Annotated in this window: 20 protein-coding genes; 9 read left to right on the top strand and 11 right to left on the bottom strand. The window is 57.9% G+C overall.

Annotation, left to right across the window (positions count from 1 at the left end; all coding sequences use genetic code 11):
- Window positions 1-57: 57 nt before the first annotated feature.
- On the top strand, window positions 58-252 hold the full coding sequence (locus GS636_RS08775; RefSeq protein WP_171669195.1) for a SlyX family protein: 195 nt from the start codon (window positions 58-60) through the stop codon (window positions 250-252).
- A 4-nt stretch (window positions 253-256) separates the two neighbouring features.
- Here the strand turns inward: GS636_RS08775 and GS636_RS08770 are convergent, their stop codons facing one another.
- The 3 genes from GS636_RS08770 to dnaE all read right to left on the bottom strand — a co-directional run bounded on the left by GS636_RS08770 (window position 257) and on the right by dnaE (window position 4,444).
- The gene (locus tag GS636_RS08770; RefSeq protein ID WP_253762700.1) at window positions 257-625 is read right to left on the bottom strand and encodes a YmgD family protein; all 369 of its coding nucleotides are present in this window, start codon (window positions 623-625) and stop codon (window positions 257-259) included.
- A gap of 5 nt (window positions 626-630) precedes the next feature.
- A complete protein-coding gene (locus tag GS636_RS08765) occupies window positions 631-858 on the bottom strand; it encodes a YMGG-like glycine zipper-containing protein (RefSeq protein ID WP_171093435.1) in 228 nt (75 codons plus the stop codon).
- 85 nt (window positions 859-943) lie between these two features.
- Complete coding sequence (gene dnaE, locus GS636_RS08760; RefSeq protein WP_171669169.1) at window positions 944-4,444, bottom strand: DNA polymerase III subunit alpha; 3,501 nt, start codon at window positions 4,442-4,444, stop codon at window positions 944-946.
- A gap of 343 nt (window positions 4,445-4,787) precedes the next feature.
- Here dnaE and xdhA point away from each other — a divergent pair, with 343 nt between their 5' ends.
- The 7 genes from xdhA to GS636_RS08725 all read left to right on the top strand — a co-directional run bounded on the left by xdhA (window position 4,788) and on the right by GS636_RS08725 (window position 14,204).
- A complete protein-coding gene (gene xdhA / locus GS636_RS08755) occupies window positions 4,788-6,185 on the top strand; it encodes a xanthine dehydrogenase small subunit (protein ID WP_171669168.1) in 1,398 nt (465 codons plus the stop codon).
- Window positions 6,182-8,584, top strand: coding sequence for a xanthine dehydrogenase molybdopterin binding subunit (gene xdhB / locus GS636_RS08750; RefSeq protein WP_171669167.1), 2,403 nt, complete (start codon window positions 6,182-6,184; stop codon window positions 8,582-8,584). The genes xdhA and xdhB overlap by 4 nt, the downstream gene beginning before the upstream one ends.
- Window positions 8,584-9,519, top strand: a complete 936-nt coding sequence (gene xdhC, locus GS636_RS08745; RefSeq protein ID WP_171669166.1) for a xanthine dehydrogenase accessory protein XdhC — start codon at window positions 8,584-8,586, stop codon at window positions 9,517-9,519. The genes xdhB and xdhC overlap by 1 nt, the downstream gene beginning before the upstream one ends.
- On the top strand, window positions 9,516-11,033 hold the full coding sequence (locus GS636_RS08740; protein ID WP_171669165.1) for an ATP-binding cassette domain-containing protein: 1,518 nt from the start codon (window positions 9,516-9,518) through the stop codon (window positions 11,031-11,033). Before xdhC ends, GS636_RS08740 begins: the two co-directional genes overlap by 4 nt.
- A 63-nt stretch (window positions 11,034-11,096) precedes the next feature.
- Entirely contained in the window at window positions 11,097-12,179 is a 1,083-nt protein-coding gene (locus GS636_RS08735; RefSeq protein ID WP_171093912.1) for an ABC transporter permease, read from the top strand.
- Window positions 12,179-13,099 (top strand): ABC transporter permease, encoded by a 921-nt coding sequence (locus GS636_RS08730; RefSeq protein WP_171184158.1) that lies wholly within the window; start codon window positions 12,179-12,181, stop codon window positions 13,097-13,099. Before GS636_RS08735 ends, GS636_RS08730 begins: the two co-directional genes overlap by 1 nt.
- A 31-nt stretch (window positions 13,100-13,130) precedes the next feature.
- Entirely contained in the window at window positions 13,131-14,204 is a 1,074-nt protein-coding gene (locus GS636_RS08725; protein WP_171184156.1) for a BMP family ABC transporter substrate-binding protein, read from the top strand.
- A gap of 81 nt (window positions 14,205-14,285) precedes the next feature.
- Here the strand turns inward: GS636_RS08725 and GS636_RS08720 are convergent, their stop codons facing one another.
- The 6 genes from GS636_RS08720 to ugpB all read right to left on the bottom strand — a co-directional run bounded on the left by GS636_RS08720 (window position 14,286) and on the right by ugpB (window position 20,238).
- Window positions 14,286-15,041, bottom strand: coding sequence for a DeoR/GlpR family DNA-binding transcription regulator (locus GS636_RS08720; RefSeq protein WP_171669164.1), 756 nt, complete (start codon window positions 15,039-15,041; stop codon window positions 14,286-14,288).
- A 13-nt stretch (window positions 15,042-15,054) separates the two neighbouring features.
- Window positions 15,055-16,032, bottom strand: a complete 978-nt coding sequence (locus tag GS636_RS08715; protein ID WP_171669163.1) for an HAD-IIA family hydrolase — start codon at window positions 16,030-16,032, stop codon at window positions 15,055-15,057.
- Entirely contained in the window at window positions 16,029-17,114 is a 1,086-nt protein-coding gene (gene ugpC / locus GS636_RS08710) for a sn-glycerol-3-phosphate ABC transporter ATP-binding protein UgpC (protein WP_171669162.1), read from the bottom strand. The genes GS636_RS08715 and ugpC overlap by 4 nt, the downstream gene beginning before the upstream one ends.
- Before the next feature lies 1 nt (window position 17,115).
- Window positions 17,116-17,964: a sn-glycerol-3-phosphate ABC transporter permease UgpE gene (ugpE, locus tag GS636_RS08705; protein ID WP_171669161.1), complete on the bottom strand. Its 849-nt coding sequence runs from the start codon at window positions 17,962-17,964 to the stop codon at window positions 17,116-17,118.
- The gene (gene ugpA, locus GS636_RS08700) at window positions 17,964-18,845 is read right to left on the bottom strand and encodes a sn-glycerol-3-phosphate ABC transporter permease UgpA (RefSeq protein WP_171093456.1); all 882 of its coding nucleotides are present in this window, start codon (window positions 18,843-18,845) and stop codon (window positions 17,964-17,966) included. The genes ugpE and ugpA overlap by 1 nt, the downstream gene beginning before the upstream one ends.
- 76 nt (window positions 18,846-18,921) lie before the next feature.
- A complete protein-coding gene (ugpB, locus tag GS636_RS08695; RefSeq protein WP_171093458.1) occupies window positions 18,922-20,238 on the bottom strand; it encodes a sn-glycerol-3-phosphate ABC transporter substrate-binding protein UgpB in 1,317 nt (438 codons plus the stop codon).
- Between the two features lie 473 nt (window positions 20,239-20,711).
- Between ugpB and GS636_RS08690 the strand changes: the two genes are divergently transcribed.
- Entirely contained in the window at window positions 20,712-21,710 is a 999-nt protein-coding gene (locus GS636_RS08690) for a LacI family DNA-binding transcriptional regulator (protein ID WP_171669160.1), read from the top strand.
- Here GS636_RS08690 and GS636_RS08685 read toward each other — a convergent pair whose 3' ends face one another.
- Together GS636_RS08685 and GS636_RS08680 are read right to left on the bottom strand one after the other, a co-directional pair.
- The gene (locus GS636_RS08685; RefSeq protein WP_171669159.1) at window positions 21,711-22,844 is read right to left on the bottom strand and encodes a Gfo/Idh/MocA family protein; all 1,134 of its coding nucleotides are present in this window, start codon (window positions 22,842-22,844) and stop codon (window positions 21,711-21,713) included.
- Window positions 22,845-22,882: 38 nt separating this feature from the next.
- Window positions 22,883-23,986: a Gfo/Idh/MocA family protein gene (locus GS636_RS08680; protein WP_171093464.1), complete on the bottom strand. Its 1,104-nt coding sequence runs from the start codon at window positions 23,984-23,986 to the stop codon at window positions 22,883-22,885.
- Window positions 23,987-24,069: the final 83 nt, after the last annotated feature.

Raw genomic sequence — 24,069 nt, 5'->3', positions numbered from 1 at the left:
CTTTCTCTGGCCATGGCGGCACAGGGTCGCTATGACCGGCACATCAAGGAGAGCCCCATGCAGCATCTGGAAGAACAGATCGCCCACCTGATCCGTACGGTCGAAGAACTGAACACGGTTGTCACCCGTCAGCAAGGTGAGATCGACCGCCTGACGCGTCGGGTCGAAATGCTGCTGCAACGAGAGGCAGAACGCGCGCAGGAAGGATCAGGCGGCGTTGTCTTTGGTGACGAACGCCCACCACATTACTGAGGCGCTACAGCCCCAGCGTTGATTTCACCGCATTATCGACGACACCACCCAAAAGGGCGTTCTTGTCTGCCGCGCACCCCTCGGACAAAGCAGCGATGAAGGTTTCGCGCAGCTGGGTTTTTTCCTCATCAGTCGTCGCGTGGTCTTCGATGTTGATTTGCCGGTTGTAGAGTGAAAGAGCCGTCATCTTCTCAACAACGGACACAACAAAAGCTTCGTCGCCATCTGCCTCTTCCGCGATCGAGGCGCAGGTGTAGTGCATAACAGGTAGTGCGTCCTGTACCATCTGCTCCGCCGCCTCATCAGCCAACGCAGCGCTGGATAAAGACACGCAGATCCCTGCAACAAAAATCTTGGTTAGGGTCATACGCATGGCGATCACTTCCAGTTATGTCCGATAATTGCACCGGCTACACCGCCGATGGCCGCCCCTTTGCCGTCACCGATCAAAGCGCCTACACCAGCACCGATCAAAGCACCTTCAATCGTCTGCTTTTTCTTCTTGTCATCTTTGTCATCCGCCAGACCCGCTGAGGCGGACACCAATGCCAGCGATGCTGCCGCACCAAATAGAACTGTTCTGAACGTGAGACCTGCAAACGTCATATCAATGCCCTCCCATGGCATGACCTAAAGACATTTCTATCAGATCAGCCTAACGAGGCGCTAACTGTCTGGCAACAAAGCGGTGTCAGATCTCTTCGACGCTCATCACACCTTCCAGCGATTTGATCGCCCCCTTGATCTGCGGGTTGATCGGAAACTCGCGCCCAAGATCCATTTCAACGTCACCCGGCAGGCTTGGGTCCAGCAGCAGCAGTTGGATCGGACCTCGCGCTGCGCCTTTGGCAGCAGTCGCGGCGTCTTCCAGCACTTTGGCGACGGTTGACACCGCCTGCGCCTCATCAACGAAAATACGCAGCCCGGTTGCCCCGGCTTCGGCCACCAGCGAATCCGCCGGTCCAACCGACCGACCCAGCAGCTTGAGCTGGTCGGCCTCCATCGTTGCCTCAGCCGTCAGCACAACCTGCGCGCCGGTTTCAAGAAACTCGCGGCATTTCTCCAATGTATCTGAAAACAGCGTCACCTCATAAGCGCCTGTTGGGTCCGAGAGCTGCGCAAAAGCAAAGCGGTTGCCCTTGGCCGATTTCCGTTCCTGCCGTCCGGCGACAACACCGGCCATCTTGGCGATCAGTGGGCCAGAGCGGGCCTTTTCCATCACCTCATCCAACGTCAGGACCTGTTTGCGTTTAAGCGCAGGCATGTAATCGTCTAGCGGATGGCCGGAGAGGTAGAAACCGATCGCCTTGAACTCTTCGCTCAACCGTTCAGCAGGCAGCCAATCCGGCGTCGGCGAAAGGCGAGGTTCAGGTAGGTCATCACCGGCTTCACCAAACAGAGACACTTGGTTCGAGTTCTTTTGTTCATGAATCGCCGCCGAATACTGCACCAGACGATCAAGGCTTTCGAACACACGGCGGCGGTTTTTGTCGAGCTCGTCAAACGCCCCGGCCCGCGCCAACATTTCCAACGGGCGTTTGCCGACTTTCTTCAGATCCACACGACGCGCAAAGTCAAACAGGTTGACGAACGGTTTTTTCGCGCGCCCTTCAACCACAAGGTTCATCGCCTCGACGCCCACGTTTTTCAGCGCGCCCAGCGCGTAAACCAGTTCACCGTTCACTACATCGAACGTCGCGATGGAACGATTCACACATGGCGGCACGTAGGGCAATTCCAGCCCCTTGCGAACTTCTTCGAAGTAAATCGCCAGCTTGTCGGTCAGATGGATATCGCAGTTCATGACACCCGCCATGAACTCGACCGGGTGGTTCGCCTTCAGCCAGCCGGTCTGATAACTGACCACCGCATAGGCGGCCGCGTGGGATTTGTTGAAGCCATAGTTGGCGAATTTCTCCAGCAGGTCGAAAACCTCGCTGGCCTTCTTGGCATCCACGCCATTCTCACCCGCGCCTTTTTCAAACTTGGGGCGCTCGGCATCCATGGCCTCTTTGATCTTCTTGCCCATCGCGCGGCGCAGCAGGTCGGCACCGCCAAGGCTGTATCCCGCCATGACCTGCGCAATCTGCATCACCTGTTCCTGGTAAACGATGATGCCCTGCGTTTCCTCAAGGATATGGTCGATCAGTGGATGAACCGAGGTGATCTCGCGAAGACCGTTTTTCACCTCACAATAGGTCGGGATGTTTTCCATCGGACCCGGACGGTAGAGCGCCACAAGGGCCACGATATCCTCGATACAGGTGGGTTTCATACGCTTGAGCGCGTCCATCATGCCCGAGGATTCCACCTGGAACACCGCCACCGTTTTGGCTGCTGAGTAGAGCTTGTATGTCGCTTCATCGTCCAGCGGGATGGCGTTGATCTGGTTCTCAGCCCCTTCAGCGGGTTCGTAAAGCTCGGTGCCATCGGCAGCGATATGCAGAGGGCGACCGGACTTGAAGATCAGGTCCATGGCGTTCTGGATGACGGTCAGGGTTTTCAGGCCCAAAAAGTCGAATTTGACCAGCCCGGCCTGTTCCACCCATTTCATGTTGAACTGGGTCGCGGGCATATCCGAGCGCGGGTCCTGATACAGAGGCACCAGTGCGTCCAAAGGCCGGTCCCCGATCACCACCCCCGCAGCGTGGGTCGATGCGTTGCGTAGCAATCCTTCGACCTGTTGGCCGTAGGTCAGAAGGCGATCCACCACCTCTTCGTTCCGCGCCTCTTCCCGCAGGCGTGGCTCGTCTTTCAGCGCTTTTTCAATGGAAACAGGTTTGACGCCCTCAACCGGGATCATCTTGGACAAACGGTCCACCTGCCCGTAAGGCATCTGCAAAACCCGCCCGATATCGCGCACGGCAGCTTTCGACAAAAGCGCACCAAAGGTGATGATCTGTCCCACCTTGTCGCGCCCATATTTCTGCTGAACGTAGCGGATCACCTCTTCCCGGCGGTCCATGCAAAAGTCGATATCGAAATCCGGCATCGACACCCGCTCGGGGTTCAGGAAGCGTTCGAACAGCAGCGAATAACGCAGCGGATCAAGGTCGGTGATCGTCAGCGCATAAGCCACCAGCGAACCCGCGCCCGAGCCCCGCCCCGGTCCCACCGGGATATCCTCATCCTTGGCCCATTGGATAAAGTCGGCAACGATCAGAAAGTAGCCCGGGAACCCCATTCCTTCGATAATGCCTAGTTCGAAATCCAACCGTTCCTGATATTCCTCGGGCGTCACCGCGTGGGGGATCACTGCCAGACGTTTCTGCAACCCCTCGTTTGCGATACGGCGCAGTTCAGCCACTTCGTCATCGGCAAATTTCGGCAGGATAGGATCGCGGCGATAGGTCATAAAGGCACAGCGCTTGGCGATCTCGACCGTGTTCTCAATCGCTTCTGGAAGGTCCGCGAACAGCGTCACCATCTCCTGCTGCGACTTGAAATAATGCTGTGCGGTCAGTCGGCGGCGGCCGTCTTGCTGGTCGACATAAGCCCCTTCGGCGATACAGATCAGCGCGTCATGCGCTTCATACATGTCCGAGGTCGGAAAATAGACGTCGTTGGTGGCGACCAGCGGCAGGTTTTTGGCATAGGCCATCTCTACATGGCCGCGCTCAGTCAGGCGTTCCGCTTCTGGCTGGCCGTCCTCACCCGGATGGCGCTGAAGCTCAATGTAAAGGCGATCCGGGAACATGCCCGCCAGCCGATCCACCAGCGCCTCAGCCGCAGGACGTTGACCCTGTTGCAGCAGCATCCCAACCGGCCCGTCCGGACCGCCGGTCAAGCAAATCAAACCGTCCGACCGATCCGCCAGCTCGTCCAAAGTGACCTGTGGCAACTGCCCGCCCTTGTCCACGTAAAGGCAGGAACTCAGCTTCATGAGGTTTTCATACCCAACCTCGGATTGCGCCAGTAACACCAAAGGCGCGGGCGCTTTGGGTTTCTCACCCGGTTGCGCCTGCACGTAGGTCAGATCAACCTGACACCCCATGATCGGCTGCACACCCGCGCCGCTTGCGGTGACCGAGAACTCCAATGCCGAGAACATCGAGTTGGTGTCCGTCACGGCTACGGCGGGCATCTCCATCTTCTCGCACAATGCGGGCAGCTTTTTCAGCCGCACAGCGCCTTCCAACAGTGAATATTCGGTGTGAACGCGGAGGTGAATGAATCGAAGATTACTGCTCATGCGGGGTAAGCTACCCCAGCCTGTCGCGTTGCAAAAGCGCGAACCGCAGCTTTGGAATGCACAAAAAATCGGCGTTGATTATTCGGCTTTTTCAGAAGGTGCTTCGGGATTGAACGGGCTGCGCATTCAAAAAGCGCTTTATTTACAAGTGCCTGCCTTCTACACAAAAGCAGGAAAAGCATGCTGTGCGTTCGTAATGGTACATCATATAGGCAGTTTTTCTTGCCAGATAAGCCGCGCTGTTTCTAACATCTTACGGCAAGCACTTCGCCCGCCGCTCTTTCTACGTCGCATCGAAGGAGGGCCTAAGGGGCGCAACAGGGTAACGCGACGGGTTTCTCGAATGAATATCACGTTTCTTCTGAACGGAGAGACAGTGGAGCTGGCGGATGTCAATCCAACGGCGACCCTGCTGGATTGGCTGCGCGAGGATCGCGGCCTGACTGGCACCAAAGAAGGCTGCAACGAAGGCGATTGCGGGGCCTGCACCGTTATGGTCACGGATGAAGACGGCCACAAGGCACTGAATTCCTGCATCCTGTTCCTGCCCCAATTGCATGGTAAAGCCGTCCGCACCGTCGAAGGCGCCAGGGGCCCGAGTGGCGAAGCCCACCCGGTGCAACAGGCGATGGTGGATCTGCACGGATCTCAGTGCGGGTTCTGCACACCCGGCTTTGTGATGTCGATGGTCGCCAGTCATGCAAATGGCGCAACAGATCACGACACCCAGCTTGCAGGGAACCTGTGCCGCTGCACTGGTTACGCCCCAATTATCCGCGCCGCCAAAACCGCCGAGGCTGAACCAACCCCAAAATGGATCAACGACGACCGGTCCTTCTCTTGTTCACAAATACCTCGGAGGGAGGCCGCAGGCCAGGGGGCAGAGCCCCCCTTCCTCCCCAACAGCGCTGACGAACTGGCGTCTCTGTTTGCCGAGCACCCTAGCGCCACTCTGGTTGCTGGCGCAACCGATGTAGGTCTTTGGGTCACCAAGCAGCTGCGTGATCTGGACCCGGTCATATTCCTCAACCGTTGTGATGACTTGAAAGAAATCAAGATCACCGATACCGAAGCCCGCTTCGGTGCAATGGTCGACATGAACCGCATGGGAGAGGCCCTGGCCGACCTTCACCCGTCCTACGCCGAGATGATCCGCCGCTATGCCAGCGTTCAGGTCCGCCATGCAGCGACCGTTGGGGGCAACATCGCCAATGGCTCTCCTATCGGAGACAACCCACCTGCCCTGATTGCTTTGGATGCAAAACTACATCTGCGCAAAGGGGATGCGCGCCGCTCGATCCAGTTGGAAGAGTTCTTCATTGACTATGGCAAGCAGGATCGTGCCCCGGGTGAATTCGTCGAAGCCGTCAGCTTCCCGCGTCAGCCTGACAGGCTGAAGGCATACAAGCTCAGCAAACGGTTCGATCAGGATATCTCGGCCGTTTGCGGCTGTTTCAATGTGACCGTTTCGGACGGCACCGTCACACAGGCGCGTATTGCGTTTGGCGGCATGGCCGGTATCCCGAAACGGGCAACCCATGTCGAGGCCGCGCTGATCGGCAAACCCTGGACACGCGAGACCGTTGCGGCCGCGCTGCCCGCTTTTGCCGAGGACTATTCACCACTCACGGACATGCGCGCCTCGGCAACTTATCGTCTGGAAACGGCCAAAGCGATGCTGGAACGCTATTTCCTCGAAGACCAGGGCGAGATCACCAATGTGCTGGAGGTGTCGGCATGAGCGTGACCAAACCCCTCCCCCACGACGCGGCACCGCTGCATGTGTCCGGCTCGGCGCGTTATGTGGACGACATCCCGACACCAAAAGGCACGCTGCATCTGGCATTTGGTATCAGCCCGATTGCCAAGGGTAAGATTACCGCGATGGATCTTTCAGATGTGAAGGCCGCCGAAGGTGTCGTGATGGTGATGACGGCCGAGGACCTGCCTTTCGCCAATGACGTCTCGCCCTCGATCCATGATGAACCATTGCTGTCGGACGGCACGGTTCACTATATCGGCCAGCCCGTATTTCTGGTCGTCGCCACCAGCCATCTGGCCGCGCGCAAGGCCGCACGTCTGGGCAAGATCGATTATGCCCAAGAAACCCCAATTCTGACGGTCGAAGAAGCGCTTGCCGCAGACAGCCGGTTCGAGGATGGCCCGCGTATTTACGCCAAGGGCGATGCGGATGCCGCCATTGCAGGCGCGGCACATGTGATCGAAGGCACGTTCGAACTGGGCGGACAGGAGCATTTCTACCTGGAAGGTCAGGCCGCCTTGGCAGTGCCAAATGAAGGCGCAGATATGCTGGTGCACAGCTCGACCCAGCATCCGACTGAAATTCAGCACAAGGTGGCGGACGCGTTGGGCGTTCCGATGCATGCTGTCCGGGTCGAAACCCGGCGCATGGGCGGCGGCTTTGGCGGCAAGGAAAGCCAAGGCAACGCGCTGGCCGTCGCTTGCGCCGTTGCCGCGCGTGCCACAGGCAAAGCCTGCAAGATGCGCTATGACCGCGACGATGACATGATCATCACCGGCAAGCGCCACGCGTTCCGCATTTCCTACAAGGCTGGGTTCGATGAGCATGGGCATATTCAGGGCGTTTCGTTCCTTCACTACGCCATCTGCGGTTGGGCGCAGGACCTGTCCCTGCCCGTCGCCGACCGCGCCATGCTGCATTCGGACAATGCTTATCTGCTGCCCAATGCGCGGATCGAAAGCCACCGGTTGAAAACGAACACCCAATCCGCCACCGCCTATCGCGGCTTTGGCGGACCGCAGGGGATGGTTGGGATCGAGCGCGTGATGGATCACGCCGCGCATGAACTGGGGCTGGACCCGGTCGAGCTGCGTCGTCGGAACTACTATGAACCTGTACATGCAGTTGCTGAAGTCGCGCCTCGGGAGAAACCTCTGGGCCACCCCGACCCGCATGAGGACCTGACCAGCCGCGGCGCGGTGGAAACCGGGAACGCGCCGGTGCGCGCCCTTCCTGCCGGTGGCAACACCACACCCTACGGCATGGAGGTCAGCGATTTCGAATTGCACGGAATGACCGATGCACTGCTGAAATCCAGCGACTACGCCGCGCGAAAAGCCGCCATTGCGGAATGGAACGCAAAAAATAGCGTGATCAAGAAAGGCATTGCCTTCTCTCCGGTCAAGTTCGGGATTTCCTTCACGCTGACCCACCTCAATCAGGCAGGTGCGCTGGTGCATGTGTACCAAGACGGCTCGGTCCACCTGAACCATGGCGGCACGGAAATGGGACAGGGCCTGTTCCAGAAAGTCGCGCAAGTCGCCGCGTCGCGCTTCGGCATTCCGCTTGAGATGGTGAAGATCACCGCCACGGATACAGCCAAGGTGCCCAATACCTCGGCCACGGCGGCGTCCTCGGGCAGTGATCTGAACGGCATGGCAGTGAAAGCCGCTTGTGATACGATCCGCGACCGGATGGCAGACTATCTGGCAGAACGGCATCAGGCTGATCCATCGATGGTCAGTTTCTCCGATGGTCACGTTATGGTCGGGGAAGAGAAATACACATTCGCCGAAGCCGCAGCGTTGGCCTATCAGGGCCGGGTCAGCTTGTCGGCAACCGGATTCTATAAAACGCCCAAGATCGAATGGGACCGGATCGCAGGACGCGGACGCCCGTTCTTCTACTTCGCCTATGGCGCGTCCGTCACCGAGGTTGCCGTCGATACTCTGACCGGTGAAAACCGCATTCTACGCACGGACATCCTGCATGACGCGGGCGCATCGCTGAACCCGGCGCTGGATATCGGGCAGGTCGAAGGCGGTTACGTGCAAGGTGCGGGTTGGCTGACGACCGAGGAACTGGTCTGGGATGACAAGGGCAACCTGCGTACACATGCGCCCTCGACCTACAAGATCCCTGCCTGCTCTGACCGGCCTGACATTTTCAATGTCGCGCTTTGGGATGGCGCGAACCGCGAAGACACGATCTATCGCTCGAAAGCGGTTGGCGAGCCGCCCTTTATGTTGGGCATCTCGGCATGGTTGGCCCTGTCCAACGCGGTCGCGGCCTGTGGCGACACCTACCCCGCGCTAGACGCACCTGCCACGGCCGAAGAAGTCTGGCGCGGTGTCCAAAGGATGAAGGGAGGCATCTGATGGGATTTGACCTGGAGGCTTTGAGGGAGGCGGTCGAAACCCATGGACGAGTGGTCCGGGTGGTTATTGCCGGGATCAAAGGATCGTCTCCGCGCGAGGTTGGCGCGGCCATGCTTGTCTGGAAGGACGGACAGTCCGGCACCATCGGCGGAGGGACTCTGGAATACCAGGCGGCCAAAACGGCGCGGGCGCAAACCCACACGTCGCGCCTAACCCACCACGCGCTTGGACCCGAGATGGGTCAATGTTGTGGTGGCGCGGTTTCGTTGCTCAGCGAGGTCTATGACCGCGCGGCGCTGGAAACGCTGGATGAGACTCTCATCGCACGTGCCACATCTGGCGAAGAGATGCCGCTGTCGGTAAAACGAGTGCTGGCAACTGCGCGTGGTCAGGGGATCACACCTGAACCCCAGATGATTGACGGCTGGATGATCGAGCCAGTGCACAAACCAAACCGGAACCTTTGGATTTGGGGGGCCGGTCATGTCGGACGGGCTTTGGTGGATGTACTCTCACCCCTGCCCGACCTTGCGATCACCTGGATCGACACCGGCTTGGATCGGTTTCCCGACACGATTGCCGCCGGAGTTACCACGGTTCCAGCTACCAAACCGGCCGAACTGGTTCGACACGCACCGACCGATGCCGAGCATCTTGTGCTGACCTATTCACACAATTTGGACCTGGAGCTGTGCAACAGGCTGCTTTTTCATGATTTCCGCTTTGCGGGACTGATCGGCTCGGCTACGAAATGGGCGCGATTCCGGTCGCGGCTGGTGGCCCTTGGGCATTCGCCCGAGCGGATCGGCCGGATCACCTGTCCAATTGGTGATCCGAACCTGGGCAAACACCCGCAGATGATCGCCGTCGGCGTCGCCGCGCAGCTGTTGCGCCCGGCCCGGCAGAACGAGTTGAAGAAGGACCTGAGCGCGTGACCACTCCACTTCTGAGCCTGCAAGGGCTGACCAAAGCCTATCCCGGTGTCGTGGCCAATGATCAGGTGTCTTTTGACATCGGCGAGGGCGAAGTTCACGCCCTGCTGGGGGAAAACGGCGCGGGCAAATCCACGCTGGTCAAGATGATCTATGGGTTGGTGAAGCCCGACAGCGGCACGATGCTGCTGCGCGGTCAGCCTTTTGCGCCGCCCGAGCCGCGCTCCGCGCGGGCGGACGGGATCGCGATGGTGTTCCAGCACTTCTCGTTGTTCGACGCTTTGAACGTGGCCGAGAATATTGCGTTGGGGATGGAGAACCCGCCGCCGATGGGCGATCTGGCCTCGCGAATCCGCGAAGTGTCCGAGACCTACGGATTGCCTTTGGACCCATACCGCACGGTTGGCGATCTGTCGGCGGGTGAGCGGCAGCGCGTCGAGATCATCCGTTGCCTGTTGCAGGACCCTAAACTGCTGATCATGGACGAACCGACGAGCGTGCTGACCCCGCAAGAGGTTGATATTCTGTTTGAAACGCTGAACAAACTGCGATCCGAAGGGACGTCGATCCTGTACATCTCGCACAAGCTGGAAGAAATCCGCACGCTGTGTGATCACGCGACGATCCTGCGGCTGGGCAAGAATGTGGGCGAATGCGTGCCTGCTGAAACTTCCGCGCGGGACATGGCCGAGATGATGGTGGGATCAACCCTGCAAACGCCTGAACGGTCGGGGCGTGAATTTGGTGAAGTTGCGCTGGATGTCAGTGGACTGTCCGTCCCGTCGCCCTCGGAATTCGGTACGGCGCTGAAGAACATCCACATGACTGTCCGCAAGGGTGAGGTTTTGGGCATTGGTGGCGTTGCCGGGAATGGGCAGGATGAATTGCTGGGCGTGTTGTCCGGTGAAATCCTGACCGCCGCAGATGCGATCAAGTTCAACGGCCAGCGGATCGGCAAGCTCGGCCCCACCGCGCGGCGCAAGCTGGGTGTGCTGACGGCCCCCGAAGAACGGCTGGGTCATGCGGCAGCCCCGGATATGAGCCTGACGGAAAACGCCTTGCTGACCGGGTCGGTGCGGGAAGGGCTTGAAAGCAACGGTTTCCTAAAGTGGGCCGAAACCAAGAGCTTTGCCGAAAAGATCATCAGCGCTTTTGACGTCCGCACGCCGGGTCCTGAAAATGCCGCCCGGTCTTTGTCTGGCGGGAACCTGCAGAAATTCGTGATCGGTCGTGAAGTGTTGCAAGACCCCGATGTTCTGGTTGTAAACCAGCCCACCTGGGGCGTGGATGCGGCGGCGGCGGCAGCAATCCGGCAAGCCATCTTGGATCTGGCCGCCAAAGGGACTGCCGTGGTCTGCATCAGCCAGGATCTGGATGAGCTGATGGAAATCTCGGACAGCTTTGCGGCGTTGAATGAAGGACGGCTAAGCGCACCGCGCGCGACTACAGGACTAACCGTGGACGAGATCGGCCTGATGATGGGCGGCGCCCATGGCATGGAGGTGGCGCATGTGTGAACTGTGGCGTCGCCTTCGGCGAGAGTATTTTAAAAAAGATGAAGAACGCAGGGGGATGAGCAGGTGATTGTGTTGGAGAAACGGCCACAGCCGTCCAAGGCGTGGTCCTATGCGACCCCTCTGGTGGCGGTGCTGGCGACAATGGTGTTTGGAGGGGTATTGTTTGCCATTCTGGGCAAGAACCCGATCGAAGCCATTGGCACCATTTTCTGGGAACCGCTGTTTGGCGAGTTTGCCTTCTACTATCGCCCACAATTGTTGGTCAAAGGCGCGCCGTTGGTTTTGATTGCCATCGGTCTGTCGCTGGGCTTTCGGGCTGGTATCTGGAACATCGGCGCTGAAGGTCAGTACATCATGGGTGCCATCTTTGGCGCCGGGGCTGGGTTGGCCTTTTATCCTTTGGATGCGTTTTACATCTTCCCGATCATGGTGATCGCAGGCGCGTTCGGCGGCTGGCTTTGGGCGATGATACCGGCCTTTCTGAAAGTGCGTTTTGGCACCAATGAAATCCTGGTGTCGCTTATGCTGGTCTATGTGGCCGAGCAGATGCTAGCCTCGGTTTCGCTGGGTCTGCTGAAGAACCCAGAAGGTTTTGGCTTTCCCGGATCGCGCAACCTACAGCAATATGACAGCGCGCATAATGCCGAGTTGATCGCCGGGTCTGGGATGCATTGGGGCGTGGTTACAGCACTGATTGCTGTGATCTTTGCCTATGTGCTGCTGAACCGGCACATGCTGGGTTTTCACATCCGTTTGACAGGTGAAGCGCCACGTGCGGCGAAATTTGCAGGCGTGAACCCGGCGCGGCTAATCCTGTTCTGTCTGGGCCTGTCCGGGGCACTGGCCGGGCTGGCAGGGATGTTCGAGGTCTCAGGGCCTTCGGGCGTGGTCAGCATAGACTTTAACGTTGGCTATGGCTTCACCGCGATCATCGTTGCCTTTCTGGGCCGCCTGCATCCGGTGGGCATCCTGCTGGCCGGAGGCCTGATGGCGCTGACTTATATTGGCGGGGAAATCGCGCAGTCTCAGCTGGGTCTGCCCGCTGCTGCGATCCAAGTCTTCCAGGGGATGCTTTTGTTCTTCCTTCTGGCTTTCGATCTTCTGACAAACTACCGCATCCGTGCGGCGCGTAGCGAGGTGGCATAATGGACCTTGGTGAAATCAATCCCGTCCTTCTGGTTGCCTCGCTGATGGTGGCCGCAACCCCCCTGCTGCTGGCCGCGATCGGAGAGTTGGTCGTTGAAAAAGCAGGCGTTCTGAACCTTGGCGTCGAAGGCATGATGATCGTGGGCGCGATCAGTGGCTTTGCGATCTCGGTCGAGACTGGCTCGCCTTGGTTGGGCTTTGTCGCGGCGGCCATTGGGGGGGCGGTGCTGTCACTGCTGTTTGTTTTGCTGACACAGGTGGCCTTGGCCAATCAGGTGGCAAGTGGTCTTGCCTTGACCCTGTTCGGGCTGGGATTCAGCGCGTTGATGGGGCAAAGCTATGTGGGTGTCAAACCCCCGAGCATGGGCGACATCCATATCCCGGTGATCAGCGATATCCCGGTCATCGGCCCGATCCTGTTCCAGCATGACCCGATCCTTTATGTCGGTATCGCTTTGACCGCAGCGGTCTGGGCGACGCTGAAATACACCCGCGTCGGCCTGATCCTGCGCGCGGTTGGCGAAAACCACGATGCCGCACACGCGCTGGGCTACAAGGTCATCAAGATCCGCATCATGGCAATCCTGTTCGGCGGGGCCTGTGCGGGTCTGGGCGGTGCCTATATCAGCCTGATCCGCGTGCCGCAGTGGACCGAAGGCATGACAGCCGGTGTGGGCTGGATCGCTCTGGCCTTGGTGGTGTTTGCCAGCTGGAAACCGTGGCGCGCCTTGTTGGGTGCCTATTTGTTCGGCGGCATCACCGTGTTGCAGCTTAATTTGCAGGCAGCGGGCGTTGCCATTCCTGTCGAGTATCTGGCAATGTCGCCTTACATCATCACGATCCTTGTGCTTGTGATCCTTTCGGCCGACAAGAGCAGCGCACCTGCCTCACTGGGCCGGACCTTCCATGCCTCGAACTAGGGGCCAACTGAACCAACTTGGGGAGTAACACATGAAATTCACTACACTTCTGGCAAGTGCCGCCATGGCACTGGGCCTGGCCTCGGGGGCCATGGCCGAAGACAAAACCAAGGTCGGCTTCGTCTATGTCGGCCCCGTGGGTGACGGTGGCTGGACCTATGAGCACAACAAGGGCCGTCTGGCTGTCGAGGACCACTTTGGCGACAAGGTTGAAACCGTCTTTGTGGAGTCGGTTCCAGAAGGTCCGGACGCTGAGCGTGTGATGACCCAGATGGCGCTGGAAGGCGCTGACCTGATCTTCACCACCTCGTTCGGCTACATGGATCCAACCATCAACGTGGCCAAGAAATTCCCGGATGTTAAATTCGAGCACGCAACCGGCTATAAGACAGCAGACAACGTCTCGGTCTATTCAGCACGTTTCTACGAAGGTCGCGCCGTCCAGGGCCATATCGCGGGCAACATGACCAAGTCGAATATCATCGGCTATATCGGGTCCTACCCGATCCCCGAAGTTATCCGTGGCATCAACTCGGCCTATATCCACGCCAAGAAGGTGAACCCGGATGTCGAGTTCAAGATCGTTTGGGCCTACACTTGGTTTGATCCGGCAAAAGAGGCTGACGCCGCCACCGTTCTGATCGAACAGGGTGCAGACGTGATCCTGCAACACACCGACTCGACCGCGCCGCAGGCTGCTGCACAAGAGGCTGGCAATGTTGTCACCTTTGGTCAGGCGTCTGACATGAGCGAATACGCTCCGTTCCCGCGCGTCTCGTCGATCATCGATGATTGGGCTCCCTACTATATTGCCCGGACCCAAGCCGTCATGGATGGCACTTGGGAAAGCGCCAACACTTGGGATGGCATCCGCGAAGGCATGGTTGCAATTGGCGAGATTTCAGACGCCGTTCCGGCTGATGTGAAGGAAGAAGCCCTGGCACTGAAAGCCGCCATGGCTGCGGGCGAGTACCACCCCTTCACCGGTCCGCTGAAAAAGCAGGACGGCAGCGACTGGCTGGCTGAAGGCGAAGTGGCTGATGACGGCACGCTGGCCGGCATGAACTTCTATGTCGAAGGGCTGGAAGGCGAAATCCCGCAGTAAGTTGCTCGGAAAGTACCATGAAAAGGTCCGCAGGTTTTCTGCGGGCCTTTTCGTTTGCCTCGAAGAACCGCGCCTGGAGATTCAGAGGTTCTGCTCTGCAACGTGATGCAGGCTGAGGCCCTCAATTTCGCAAGGTGGTGCTTCATTTGTCACCATGGTGTCGATCCTGTCGAAACCCGCGACCTGAAACTTCGGCGATCTGTTCCACTTGCCCGCGTCAGCCACCAACAGCGCTTGACGGGATTGCTGCAGGATCATGCGACTGACATCCGCGTCAATGGCCTTGTAGTCCAGCAGCCCATGGTTCGGTGACAAGCCACCTGCCCCGATCACACCAAAATCTGCGCGGAACCTTTGGTAATCCAGCAATGTTTGCCCGCCAACCACATCGCGATCCTCAGGCCGCAGGACACCTGCAGTGAAATGGACCTCGGCCGTGACCGAACCGCAAAAGATGGTTGCGACTTCAAGGTTGTTGGTGACAACAGTCAGATCGGAATGCTCCAGCAAGGCCTCGGCCACGTATTGCACGGTGGTTCCGATGCCCAGCATCACCGTTGCCCCCTGCGGGATCAATTGAGCGGCGGCCTGACCGATGGCGCGCTTGGCCCCTTCGTTCATAACTCGGCGCGATCTGAAGTTCAGATTGACCGGATTGCTGGGGGCCACCACCCCGCCATGTACCCGACGCGCGAGGCCCTCGTCGCACAGCGCATTGATGTCGCGTCGAATGGTCTGTGTGGCCACGTCGAATTGCCGGGACAAGTCCGTAATCGATTGCAGACCCGACTGACGGATCAGATCCAGGATCGTCCTTTGCCTGTCGTTCAAGTCCAAGACCCCGCCCCTTTCAGATGTTTGGTGCGATCCAATCCGGGTACAACCCGCTGTCATCAATGTATTTTTGCACGCGTTGGCCGGCAAAAAGGCCGTGATTGGTGATCAGAACTGATCTCCAGCCATGCGATTGCGCCCCCAGAATGTCGGTATGCAACGTATCCCCGACCATGACAATACGACGCAGGTCGACCGCGCCCGACCTGCGTTCGACCTCACGATACACGGATGCAAAGGGTTTGCCGTGAAACTGCGGCTTCAGCCCAAGCCGGGATTGCAAGTCATGTGAGTAAAATCCGGGCTCGCGCGTCAGGCAGGTTTCACGCGGCGCAACCAGATCCGGGTTCGCCACAACAACGGGCCGAGGATTGCGGGCCAGACTGTCGAGCAACATCGCCTGACGATCGCTGTTCCAGTCCAGCGTGCTCAGAAACAGGATGCCGCCCGCCCGATCGTAGACTTCAATGTCGTCCAGAAGTTGTAATGTGGGCACATCGACCTCATCCCCGGCCCAATCAGCAGGGGCAGCAACACCCCAACTCTGACCGCTTGGCAGATGCGGCAAATGTCGCTCGCACACCATTCTGCTGGAAACGATCTCTTCCAACGTAAAATCAAAGCCCAGATCCCGGAAAACTTCGCGCGCTTGGGTGGCCGCGTAACTGGCAGCATTGGTCAGCACAAACACTGATTTACCAGCCGCGCGCAGGTCAGAGACGCGCCGGGCCGCACCCGGTATCGGGATCTTTCCCGTATTGAGCACACCATACGCATCAAAGACGAACACGTCGGCATGATCTGCAATTTCCCCCAGATCGGGGATATGTTGCAACGCGCCCGTTTGGCTTGGCGCTGTGGGCAGGCGATCGCGAATGTCTTCGTACCAGCGAAACGCCATATCCGGCGTGACGGCACGCGAGATGTCGTCCCATATGGGTCCCGACGGCTCTTTAGATGGGATCGATGACCGCCTGCTTGTGTCAGCGCTCATGTATTCAAACGACGCCCAGAGGCCGCATCAAATAGATGCAGATCTGACAAAGCCGCCCCAAGTTCCAGTTCACTGCCAGGTTCAGGCATGTGAACACCCTGAAGACGAACACCCAGAGGCGAAGGCGTGCCGTTGGTAGACACTTCGCCATGCACGATCGTGTCCGCGCCAAGCTGTTCGACAAAACCGGTTGTGAGCTTCACGTGCATCGCATGGCCGTGCCCACGGTGAAGATGTTCCGGGCGAATGCCAACATTCACCGATGTGCCTGCCGGTGCCTGAATGGGCGCGTCGGACGCAATCATTTGCTCTCCGATCTGCAAAGAATGCCCATCAGACCCAACCGTTGCGTCGATGAAGTTCATCGCCGGTGTGCCGATAAACTCTGCGACAAAGCGCGTTGCAGGGCGCAGATACAGGTCCATCGGTGTGCCGATTTGTTCGATCTGACCCTCGCTCATGATCACGATGCGGTCTGCCAGCGACATCGCTTCGACCTGATCGTGGGTCACATAGATAAAGGTGCCGTTCAGCCGGGCATGGAGGGCTTTCAGCTCGGCCCGCAATTGAGTACGCAGCTTGGCGTCGAGGTTAGACAGCGGTTCATCGAACAAGAACACTTTTGGTTTGCGTACGATGGCGCGTCCCATGGCTACGCGCTGGCGTTGCCCGCCCGAAAGCTGGCGCGGCTTGCGATCCAGATACTCCGACAGGCGCAACGTACGCGATGCCTCGGCAATGCGCTCGGCAATCTCGTCTTTCGGCAGACCTTCGTTTTTCAGGCCATATTCCATATTCGCGCGCACAGTCATATGCGGGTAAAGCGCATAGTTCTGGAACACCATTGCAATGTCCCGATCTCCGGGTTCCAAATCATTCACACGCCGACCATCAATATCCAGATCACCCGTCGTGATGGTTTCAAGTCCTGCAATCATCCGCAGGATAGTCGACTTGCCACAGCCCGATGGGCCGACCAGTACGACGAACTCACCATCTTGGATCTCGACATTGACGTCGCGCACAGCCGACACGCCGCCGGGATAGGTTTTGCCCACGGATCTGATGCTCAGATTGGCCATATTATTTCTCGCTTTCCACAAGCCCTTTGACAAAGAGCTTTTGCATTGCAATCACAACCAGAACCGGCGGGATCATCGCCAGAACGGCCGTACCCATGATCAGATGCCAGACCGGCAGGCTTTCACCCGAATTCACCATGCGCTGAATGCCCATAACGATGGTGTAGAGACCTTCGTCCGTGGTCACCAAAAGCGGCCACAGGTATTGGTTCCAGCCAAAGATGAAAAGGATGATGAACAGCGCCGCGATGTTTGTGCGGCTCAGCGGCAGCAGGATGTCCCAGAAGAAGCGCAATGGTCCGGCGCGATCAATCCGCGCGGCCTCGACCAGTTCATCAGGGATGGTCAGAAAGAACTGACGGAACAGAAGCGTTGCTGTGGCCGAGGCAATCAGCGGCACGATCAGCCCTGCATAGCTGTTGAGCAGCCCCATTTTGGTGACCACATCAAAGGTGGGCAGAATGCGCACCTCGACCGGCAGCATCAGGGTGATGAAGATCATCCAGAAAAAGACCATGCGGAACGGAAACTTGAAATAGACCACTGCATAGGCCGAGATGATCGAGATGGCGATTTTGCCGAAGGTGATCCCAAAGGCCATAATCGCACTGTTCAGCATCATGCGGCCCAGCGGTACTCCGCCCGCTTCGGGCAGGCCCTGGCTGATCAACAGGGAATAGTTCTGCCAGCCCTGATTGCCAAACCACATCGGGATGGGGGACGAGGACAGCGCACCGGCACTGTGTGTTGATGCCACCAGCGCCATCCAGACCGGAAAGCACAGAAACAGCACACCGATGATCAGCGCAGCATGGGTCAAGAAGGTCAGGAAGGGGCGATTTTCGACCATCAGTAGTTCACCTTACGCTCGATATAGCGGAATTGGATGAAGGTCATGCCAACCACCAGTGCCATCAGAATAACCGACTGGGCAGCTGAACTGCCGTAATCCTGACCGACGAAGCCGGTGGAATAAACGCGATAGACAAGGATCGAGGTCGCATCGACCGGGCCCCCTTCTGTTGTCGCGTGGATCAGGGCAAAGGTGTCAAAGAAGGCATAGACAAGGTTGACCACAAGCAGAAAGAATGTGGTGGGCGTCAGCAGCGGGAACACAATCGTCCAGAACCGCCGCGCCGGGCTGGCACGGTCAATGGCAGCAGCCTCGATCAGCGATTTCGGGATGCTTTGCAAACCGGCCAAAAAGAACAGGAAGTTATAGCTGATCTGCTTCCACGCCGCCGCGACAATCACCAGCAACAGCGCCTGATCACCATTCACATAATGGTTCCAGTTCACCCCCAACCCTTTCAGCCAATAGGCGACAATGCCAAGGCTTGGGTTCATCAGAAAATACCAGATCACCCCGGCCAAAGCGGGCGCAACCGCATAGGGCCAGATAAGCAGGGTACGATACGCGGTCGCGGCCCGGATCACACGGTTGGCCGCAACGGCCAGGCCCAGCGAGATGCTCATGGCGAGGGCGGCAACCGAAACGCTGAAAATCAGCGTGGTTTTGAATGATCTGAGATAACCGGGGTCGGCAAACAGTTCTGCATAATTCTGCATTCCAACCCAGTTGCGGGAAAACCCAAACGCATCTTCAACAAAGAAAGAGCTTTCCAACGCCTGATAGGATGGCCAGAAAAAGAAGATCAGCGTGATGGCGATCTGTGGTGCCACCAGAAGGTAAGGCAGCAGCTTGGATCGGAAGACGACGCGTTTCTGCATGTCGGATCTCAGTAGTCAGTAGGATCGAGAACGCGGCCCCCTCAAACCAAAGGGGACCGCGCCATGAGGGGGTATTTTAGCTGTTTGCGTCCTGGAATTTGCGCAACAGGGCGTTACCACGTTCAACAGCGTCATCCATTGCGGTCTGAGCGTCTTTTTCACCCGACCAGACAGCTTCCAGCTCTTCGTTGATCACGTCACGGATCTGAACGAAGTTGCCAAAGCGCAGACCTTTCGAAGCCGGTGTGGGCTCGTTCAGGCTCAGCTGTTTGATGGCGGTATCGGTGCCCGGATCGGTCTCATAGAAACCCTGTTCCTTTGACAGCTCATACGCAGCTGTGGTGATGGGAACGTAACCCGTGGTCTGATGCCAATTGGCTTGCTGCTCAGGCTCTGACAGGAACTGGAAGAACTCGGCCGCGCACTTGTATTCGGGCTGTTCGTGTCCGTTCAGAACCCAAAGGGTCGCGCCACCGATGATCGAGTTTTGCGGGGCGTCAGCCAGAGCGGAATCCAACGGCAACATGGCTTGACCGAACTCGAAATCCTTGATGTCGTTCTTGAAGCCGCCATAATAAGCCGACGAGTTGATCCACAGCGCGGTTTCACCGTTCACGAACTGACCGCGGCTGTCACCCCGACGACCGCCATAGACGAACAGACCCTCTTTGCCCATGTCGGCGATACGTTGGATATGGTTTACAACCGCGTCGTTGTTGAAGGTGAATTCGGTCGACAGGCCGGCAAAGCCATTTTCTTCTGAGCCAAAGTCAATGTTATGCCAAGCCGAATAGTTTTCGAGGTTCGACCACGACTGCCAGCCGAAAGAAAACGGCTTTTCAACACCGTTGGCCTTCAGCGCGCGCGCCACCTCTTCCACTTCATCCCATGTCGTCGGAACGGCAACACCCGCCGCGTCCAGGGCGGTCTTGTTGTACCACAGAACCGGGGTCGACGAGTTGAAAGGCAGCGACAGCAAGTTGCCGTCGGTGTCCGTGTAATATGAAATCACAGCCGGCAGATATTTCGACTGATCGAATTCGATGCCAGCGTCTTCCATCAGCTTGTAGACAGGATAGATCGCACCCTTGTCGCCTGCGGCCATCATGGTTGCAGTGCCAACTTCGAAAACCTGAACGATATGCGGCTGCTCGCCCGCGCGGAAGGCGGCGATGGCGGCGGTCATGTTCTCGGTGTAGTTGCCTTTGTAGGTCGAGTTGATCACACAGCTGTCCGACTGTGCGTTGAAATCATCGGCAAACTTGTCGGTGATTTCGCCCAACTGGCCGCCCATGGCGTGCCAGAACTGAACTTCTGCCTTATCGGCGGCAAAGGCGGTAGGCGCAGCGAAAATCGCAGCGGTCGCAGCAGCGTATTTCGTCGTTGTTTTCATTGGTTCCTCCAGGCTGGGTCACAAAGCAATGTTGGGGCAGGTCGTGTCAAGATTGACGCCTGACCGCCCTGTAAAGCGATTCTGTAACGTTCACATGAAGTACCACAGTGTTCAAATGAACCAAAACGAAGATTTTCTTCTAACCTTTACGAAAAATACCAAGGGTTCTGTTTCAATTGAACACACAGCGCCCATTTCCGCGAAATAGACATTTTTGATCACTGGGTGCTGAGCGCAGTTGTATTTGCGTCCCTTTCCAGTGTGTCCTAGGCCAAGGCAACTGAACCGAAAGGCAGAGTCTTGGCATCTGTGCTGTTTCGGAACACGTAATTCATATTTCGATGAAGATTTTACGACTGAATATCTGTCTTATGATGTTTTGCAACCGGTTGCGGGAATTGGTCGATAATGCATAATGAACTTACAATGACAATCGCCTCAATGCCCCTTCCCTTTTGCCCTTGGAGCCACCCTTGAGCGTGACACTCAAAGACGTAGCTGCCCTTGCCGGTGTTTCGCGATCTGCTGTTTCTCGCACCTTCACCGAAGGCGCTTCGGTTTCGGCAAAAACTCGCGGCAAAGTCGAAAAAGCGGCACGCGAATTGGGTTACAGCCCCAACGCACTTGCTTCGTCTTTGACGACGGGGCGGACAAAGCTGATCGGGTTGATTTCGAACAACTTCCACAACCCAATTTTCCTTGAGGTCTTCGATCAATTCACACGCGCCTTGCAGGAACGCGGCCTGCGCCCATTGATTGTGAACCTAACGGACGAGACCGAGCCCGCCAATTCCGTCCGCATGTTGCGGCAATACTCGGTTGATGCTGCCATCGTGGCGTCGTCAACGCTGCCGCCGAGCTTTGCCAAAGCTTTTCACGACGCGGGCGTGCCCGTGGTGCATACATTTGGACGTTCGGCCACTTCACCCGAAGTGCATGTCGTCGGCATCGACAACGTGGAATGCGGGCGTATGGCCGCCCGTGAACTTTTGGCGCGCGGGTACACACGCGTCGGCTATCTGGGCGGGCCCAAAGACGCGACCTCGGCCCTGGATCGACATCGCGGCTTTATGGAAGAGATGGCTGAGCACCCGGAGATTGAAGTAAACCATTGTTTTGCTGGAGCTTACTCTTTCGAGGCAGGGCGGGCCGAGATGCTGGGCCTTTTGGCCGACAACCCAGCCCAGGCTTATTTCTGCGGTGACGACATCCTGTCGATTGGCGCACTTTCAGCGCTGAAAGATCACGGTTTGCAGCCGGGCAAAGATGTTGGAATCATTGGATTGAACGACATGGAAATGTCGCGCTGGGAAAACATCGACCTGACGACGATCCACCAGCCGATCAAACAGATCATCACCTCATCCGTAGATCTGGTTGTTGAGATGTTGAAAGAGCCCCAGCGCTATCCCGAGGCCCGTATTTTCCCTTGCCGGGTGATTGAGCGGGGCACGTTGCGGCCCCGCCCCTGATCAGCGAAACATTGGCGGACGGGCATCCTGCCACGCACCTTCCGCTTTGCCCGAAGCAACAGCCGCATGGACAGCGGCGATGGAGCGGACCCCATCAGCCGCCCCCGGCAGCCCATCCCGGCTTTCACCACGAATTGCATCGGCCAGATCGCAATAGATATTAGCTACGGCCAGCGGGAACCCTTCGGGGTGCGCGATTGCGACCCGAGACAAGCGCTGAACCTCGTCGTGAAGACCGCCCTCGCCCTTTTCGATGATTTGGGTACGCCCACCCACCGGGGTATAGATTAACTGGTTGGGTTGCTCGGACGCCCAACGCAGCCCGCCGGTTTCCCCAAAGACCTGAATGTCAAAGCCATGTTGCCGCCCGATTGCCACCGATGACGTCCAAAGGCGTCCAACCGTGCCGCCCTCCATCCGGAAGTTGATCATTGCATCGTCTTCCAGTTCACGGCTCGCGATGGTCGAGGCCAGATCGGCGGAAAGGGTCTTCACCTCGTCATCGCAGATAAAGCTGGCCATATGCAGCGCGTGGATACCGCAATCTGCAAACTGCCCCGAGACACCCGCCATCGCAGGATCATAGCGCCAACGCACACGTGGATTGTCCGCATCTGTGGCATCGCCATGATGACCGTGGCTGAAGTTCGTCACAACCAACCGCACCTTGCCGATGTCGCCTGCTCGCACCATCGCACGCGCCTGGCGCACCATTGGGTAAGCGGAATAGCAATAGTTCACCGCGCAGATCTTGCCTGAAGTTTCCGCCACGCGGACGATTTCTTCACCCTCCTCAACCGTCATGGTCATCGGCTTTTCGCACAACACGTTAAAGCCCGCCTTAAGATACGCTTTGGCGATCTCGAAATGAGTCGAGTTTGGCGTGGCGATGGTCACCAGATCAATTCGATCATCCCGGTCTTTCTCGCCCGCCAGCATCTCTTGCCAGTTGCCATATGCACGGTCGGCAGCAACACCCAGTTGTTGCGCGTATTCGCGGCCCGCTTCAGGCCGGTGGTCCAGCGCGCCAGCAACAAACTCAAACAGCCCGTCAGCCTGAGCACCCAATCGATGGGCAGGTCCGATCTGGCTTCCTTCACCGCCTCCGATCATGCCCCATCTCAACTTAGCCATTGTCATCGTCTCTCTTTAGAATTTCATAGATTGAGCGATCAGAAATCGCTGATGTCTTTCCATTGTCGCTGGTCTGAGGACGCCAAGGCGGCGGCCAGCACGCGGTTGACCTCGTGCCCGACACGGAAGGTCGGCCAGATCGCTTCTCCGGTATGTATGGCCTGCAGAAAGTCCTTGGCCTCGATGATGATCTGGTCCTGATAGCCGGTGCCGTGACCCGGGCCCTGACAGAAGGGTTCATAATCCGGGTGCGCGGGACCTGTCAGGATCTTGGTGAACCCACGCGCGGCTTCGGGCCCTTCCCGCTTATACAGCCACAGCGCGTTCTGATCCTCCTGATCGAACCGGATTGCGCCCTTTGTGCCCGATATTTCATACGCATAGCCCATTTTACGACCCGTCGCGACGCGGCTGAAATACAGGTTGCCCATAACGCCGTTTTCGAACCGGCACATCATCTGGGCATGGTCGTCATTCGTGACTTCACCTCCGGGCCGAGTTTTATGCACGGTTTCCACATCGGCCATCACCTGCGCAATCGGACCAACCAGGGCCATCGCTCCGTTCACCATATGCGGGGCCAAGTCGCCGATTGTGCCATTGGCCATGCCCGTTGTGCGCCACGTCGCGGGGGCCTGCGGATCAGCGTAAAAATCCTCGGTGTGCTCACCCCGGAACCACGTGATGTCGCCGATCTCTCCATCGGCGATCAGTTGGCGGGCAAACTGGCTGGCGGGCGTGCGGATATAGTTGAACCCAACCATGTTCACAGCGCCTGCGGCTTCGGCCGCCGCAACCATTGCCTGACTGTCTTCCAGCGATGCACCCAAGGGCTTTTCACACAACACGGGCTTGCCCAGACCAAAAGCTGCTTCGGCAATCTGACGATGCGTGGATTGCGGTGAGGCGATCACAATGGCTTCGACCATGGGGTCTTTAACCAGCACACGCCAATCGTCAGTCGCGCGTTCAAAACCATAGGCCAGGCGGTAACGTTCAGCGCTTTCGGGGCTGGACGCACAAATGACTTCAAGCCGGGGCCTTAATGCGGTGTTGAAAACCGCGCCAACGGCCGACATGGCAACGGAATGGGCCTTGCCCATATAGCCGCCACCCACAATTCCAATTCCGATTTCAGGCATCTGCAACGGCTCCGAACATATCATTTGCAACCGGTTGCAAAATCAGTATCGTGTGAATCGATTCAGCGCAAGGTCCAAACTTT

This window comes from Ruegeria sp. HKCCD4884, from assembly GCF_013110855.1.
Classification (GTDB): Bacteria; Pseudomonadota; Alphaproteobacteria; order Rhodobacterales; family Rhodobacteraceae; genus Ruegeria.
This window is presented reverse-complemented; position numbering and strand designations above follow the sequence as displayed.

What these genes read in the sequence shown, in the direction of transcription:
- ugpA (WP_171093456.1), bottom strand. Translation starts at nt 18,845, where the DNA reads ATGCAGAAACGCGTCGTCTTCCGATCCAAGCTGCTGCCTTACCTTCTG.
- xdhA (WP_171669168.1), top strand. Translation starts at nt 4,788, where the DNA reads ATGAATATCACGTTTCTTCTGAACGGAGAGACAGTGGAGCTGGCGGAT.
- ugpE (WP_171669161.1), bottom strand. Translation starts at nt 17,964, where the DNA reads ATGGTCGAAAATCGCCCCTTCCTGACCTTCTTGACCCATGCTGCGCTG.
- xdhC (WP_171669166.1), top strand. Translation starts at nt 8,584, where the DNA reads ATGGGATTTGACCTGGAGGCTTTGAGGGAGGCGGTCGAAACCCATGGA.
- GS636_RS08770 (WP_253762700.1), bottom strand. Translation starts at nt 625, where the DNA reads ATGCGTATGACCCTAACCAAGATTTTTGTTGCAGGGATCTGCGTGTCT.
- GS636_RS08715 (WP_171669163.1), bottom strand. Translation starts at nt 16,032, where the DNA reads ATGAGCGCTGACACAAGCAGGCGGTCATCGATCCCATCTAAAGAGCCG.
- GS636_RS08765 (WP_171093435.1), bottom strand. Translation starts at nt 858, where the DNA reads ATGACGTTTGCAGGTCTCACGTTCAGAACAGTTCTATTTGGTGCGGCA.
- dnaE (WP_171669169.1), bottom strand. Translation starts at nt 4,444, where the DNA reads ATGAGCAGTAATCTTCGATTCATTCACCTCCGCGTTCACACCGAATAT.
- GS636_RS08685 (WP_171669159.1), bottom strand. Translation starts at nt 22,844, where the DNA reads ATGGCTAAGTTGAGATGGGGCATGATCGGAGGCGGTGAAGGAAGCCAG.
- ugpB (WP_171093458.1), bottom strand. Translation starts at nt 20,238, where the DNA reads ATGAAAACAACGACGAAATACGCTGCTGCGACCGCTGCGATTTTCGCT.
- ugpC (WP_171669162.1), bottom strand. Translation starts at nt 17,114, where the DNA reads ATGGCCAATCTGAGCATCAGATCCGTGGGCAAAACCTATCCCGGCGGC.
- GS636_RS08775 (WP_171669195.1), top strand. Translation starts at nt 58, where the DNA reads ATGCAGCATCTGGAAGAACAGATCGCCCACCTGATCCGTACGGTCGAA.
- GS636_RS08680 (WP_171093464.1), bottom strand. Translation starts at nt 23,986, where the DNA reads ATGCCTGAAATCGGAATTGGAATTGTGGGTGGCGGCTATATGGGCAAG.
- GS636_RS08725 (WP_171184156.1), top strand. Translation starts at nt 13,131, where the DNA reads ATGAAATTCACTACACTTCTGGCAAGTGCCGCCATGGCACTGGGCCTG.
- xdhB (WP_171669167.1), top strand. Translation starts at nt 6,182, where the DNA reads ATGAGCGTGACCAAACCCCTCCCCCACGACGCGGCACCGCTGCATGTG.
- GS636_RS08730 (WP_171184158.1), top strand. Translation starts at nt 12,179, where the DNA reads ATGGACCTTGGTGAAATCAATCCCGTCCTTCTGGTTGCCTCGCTGATG.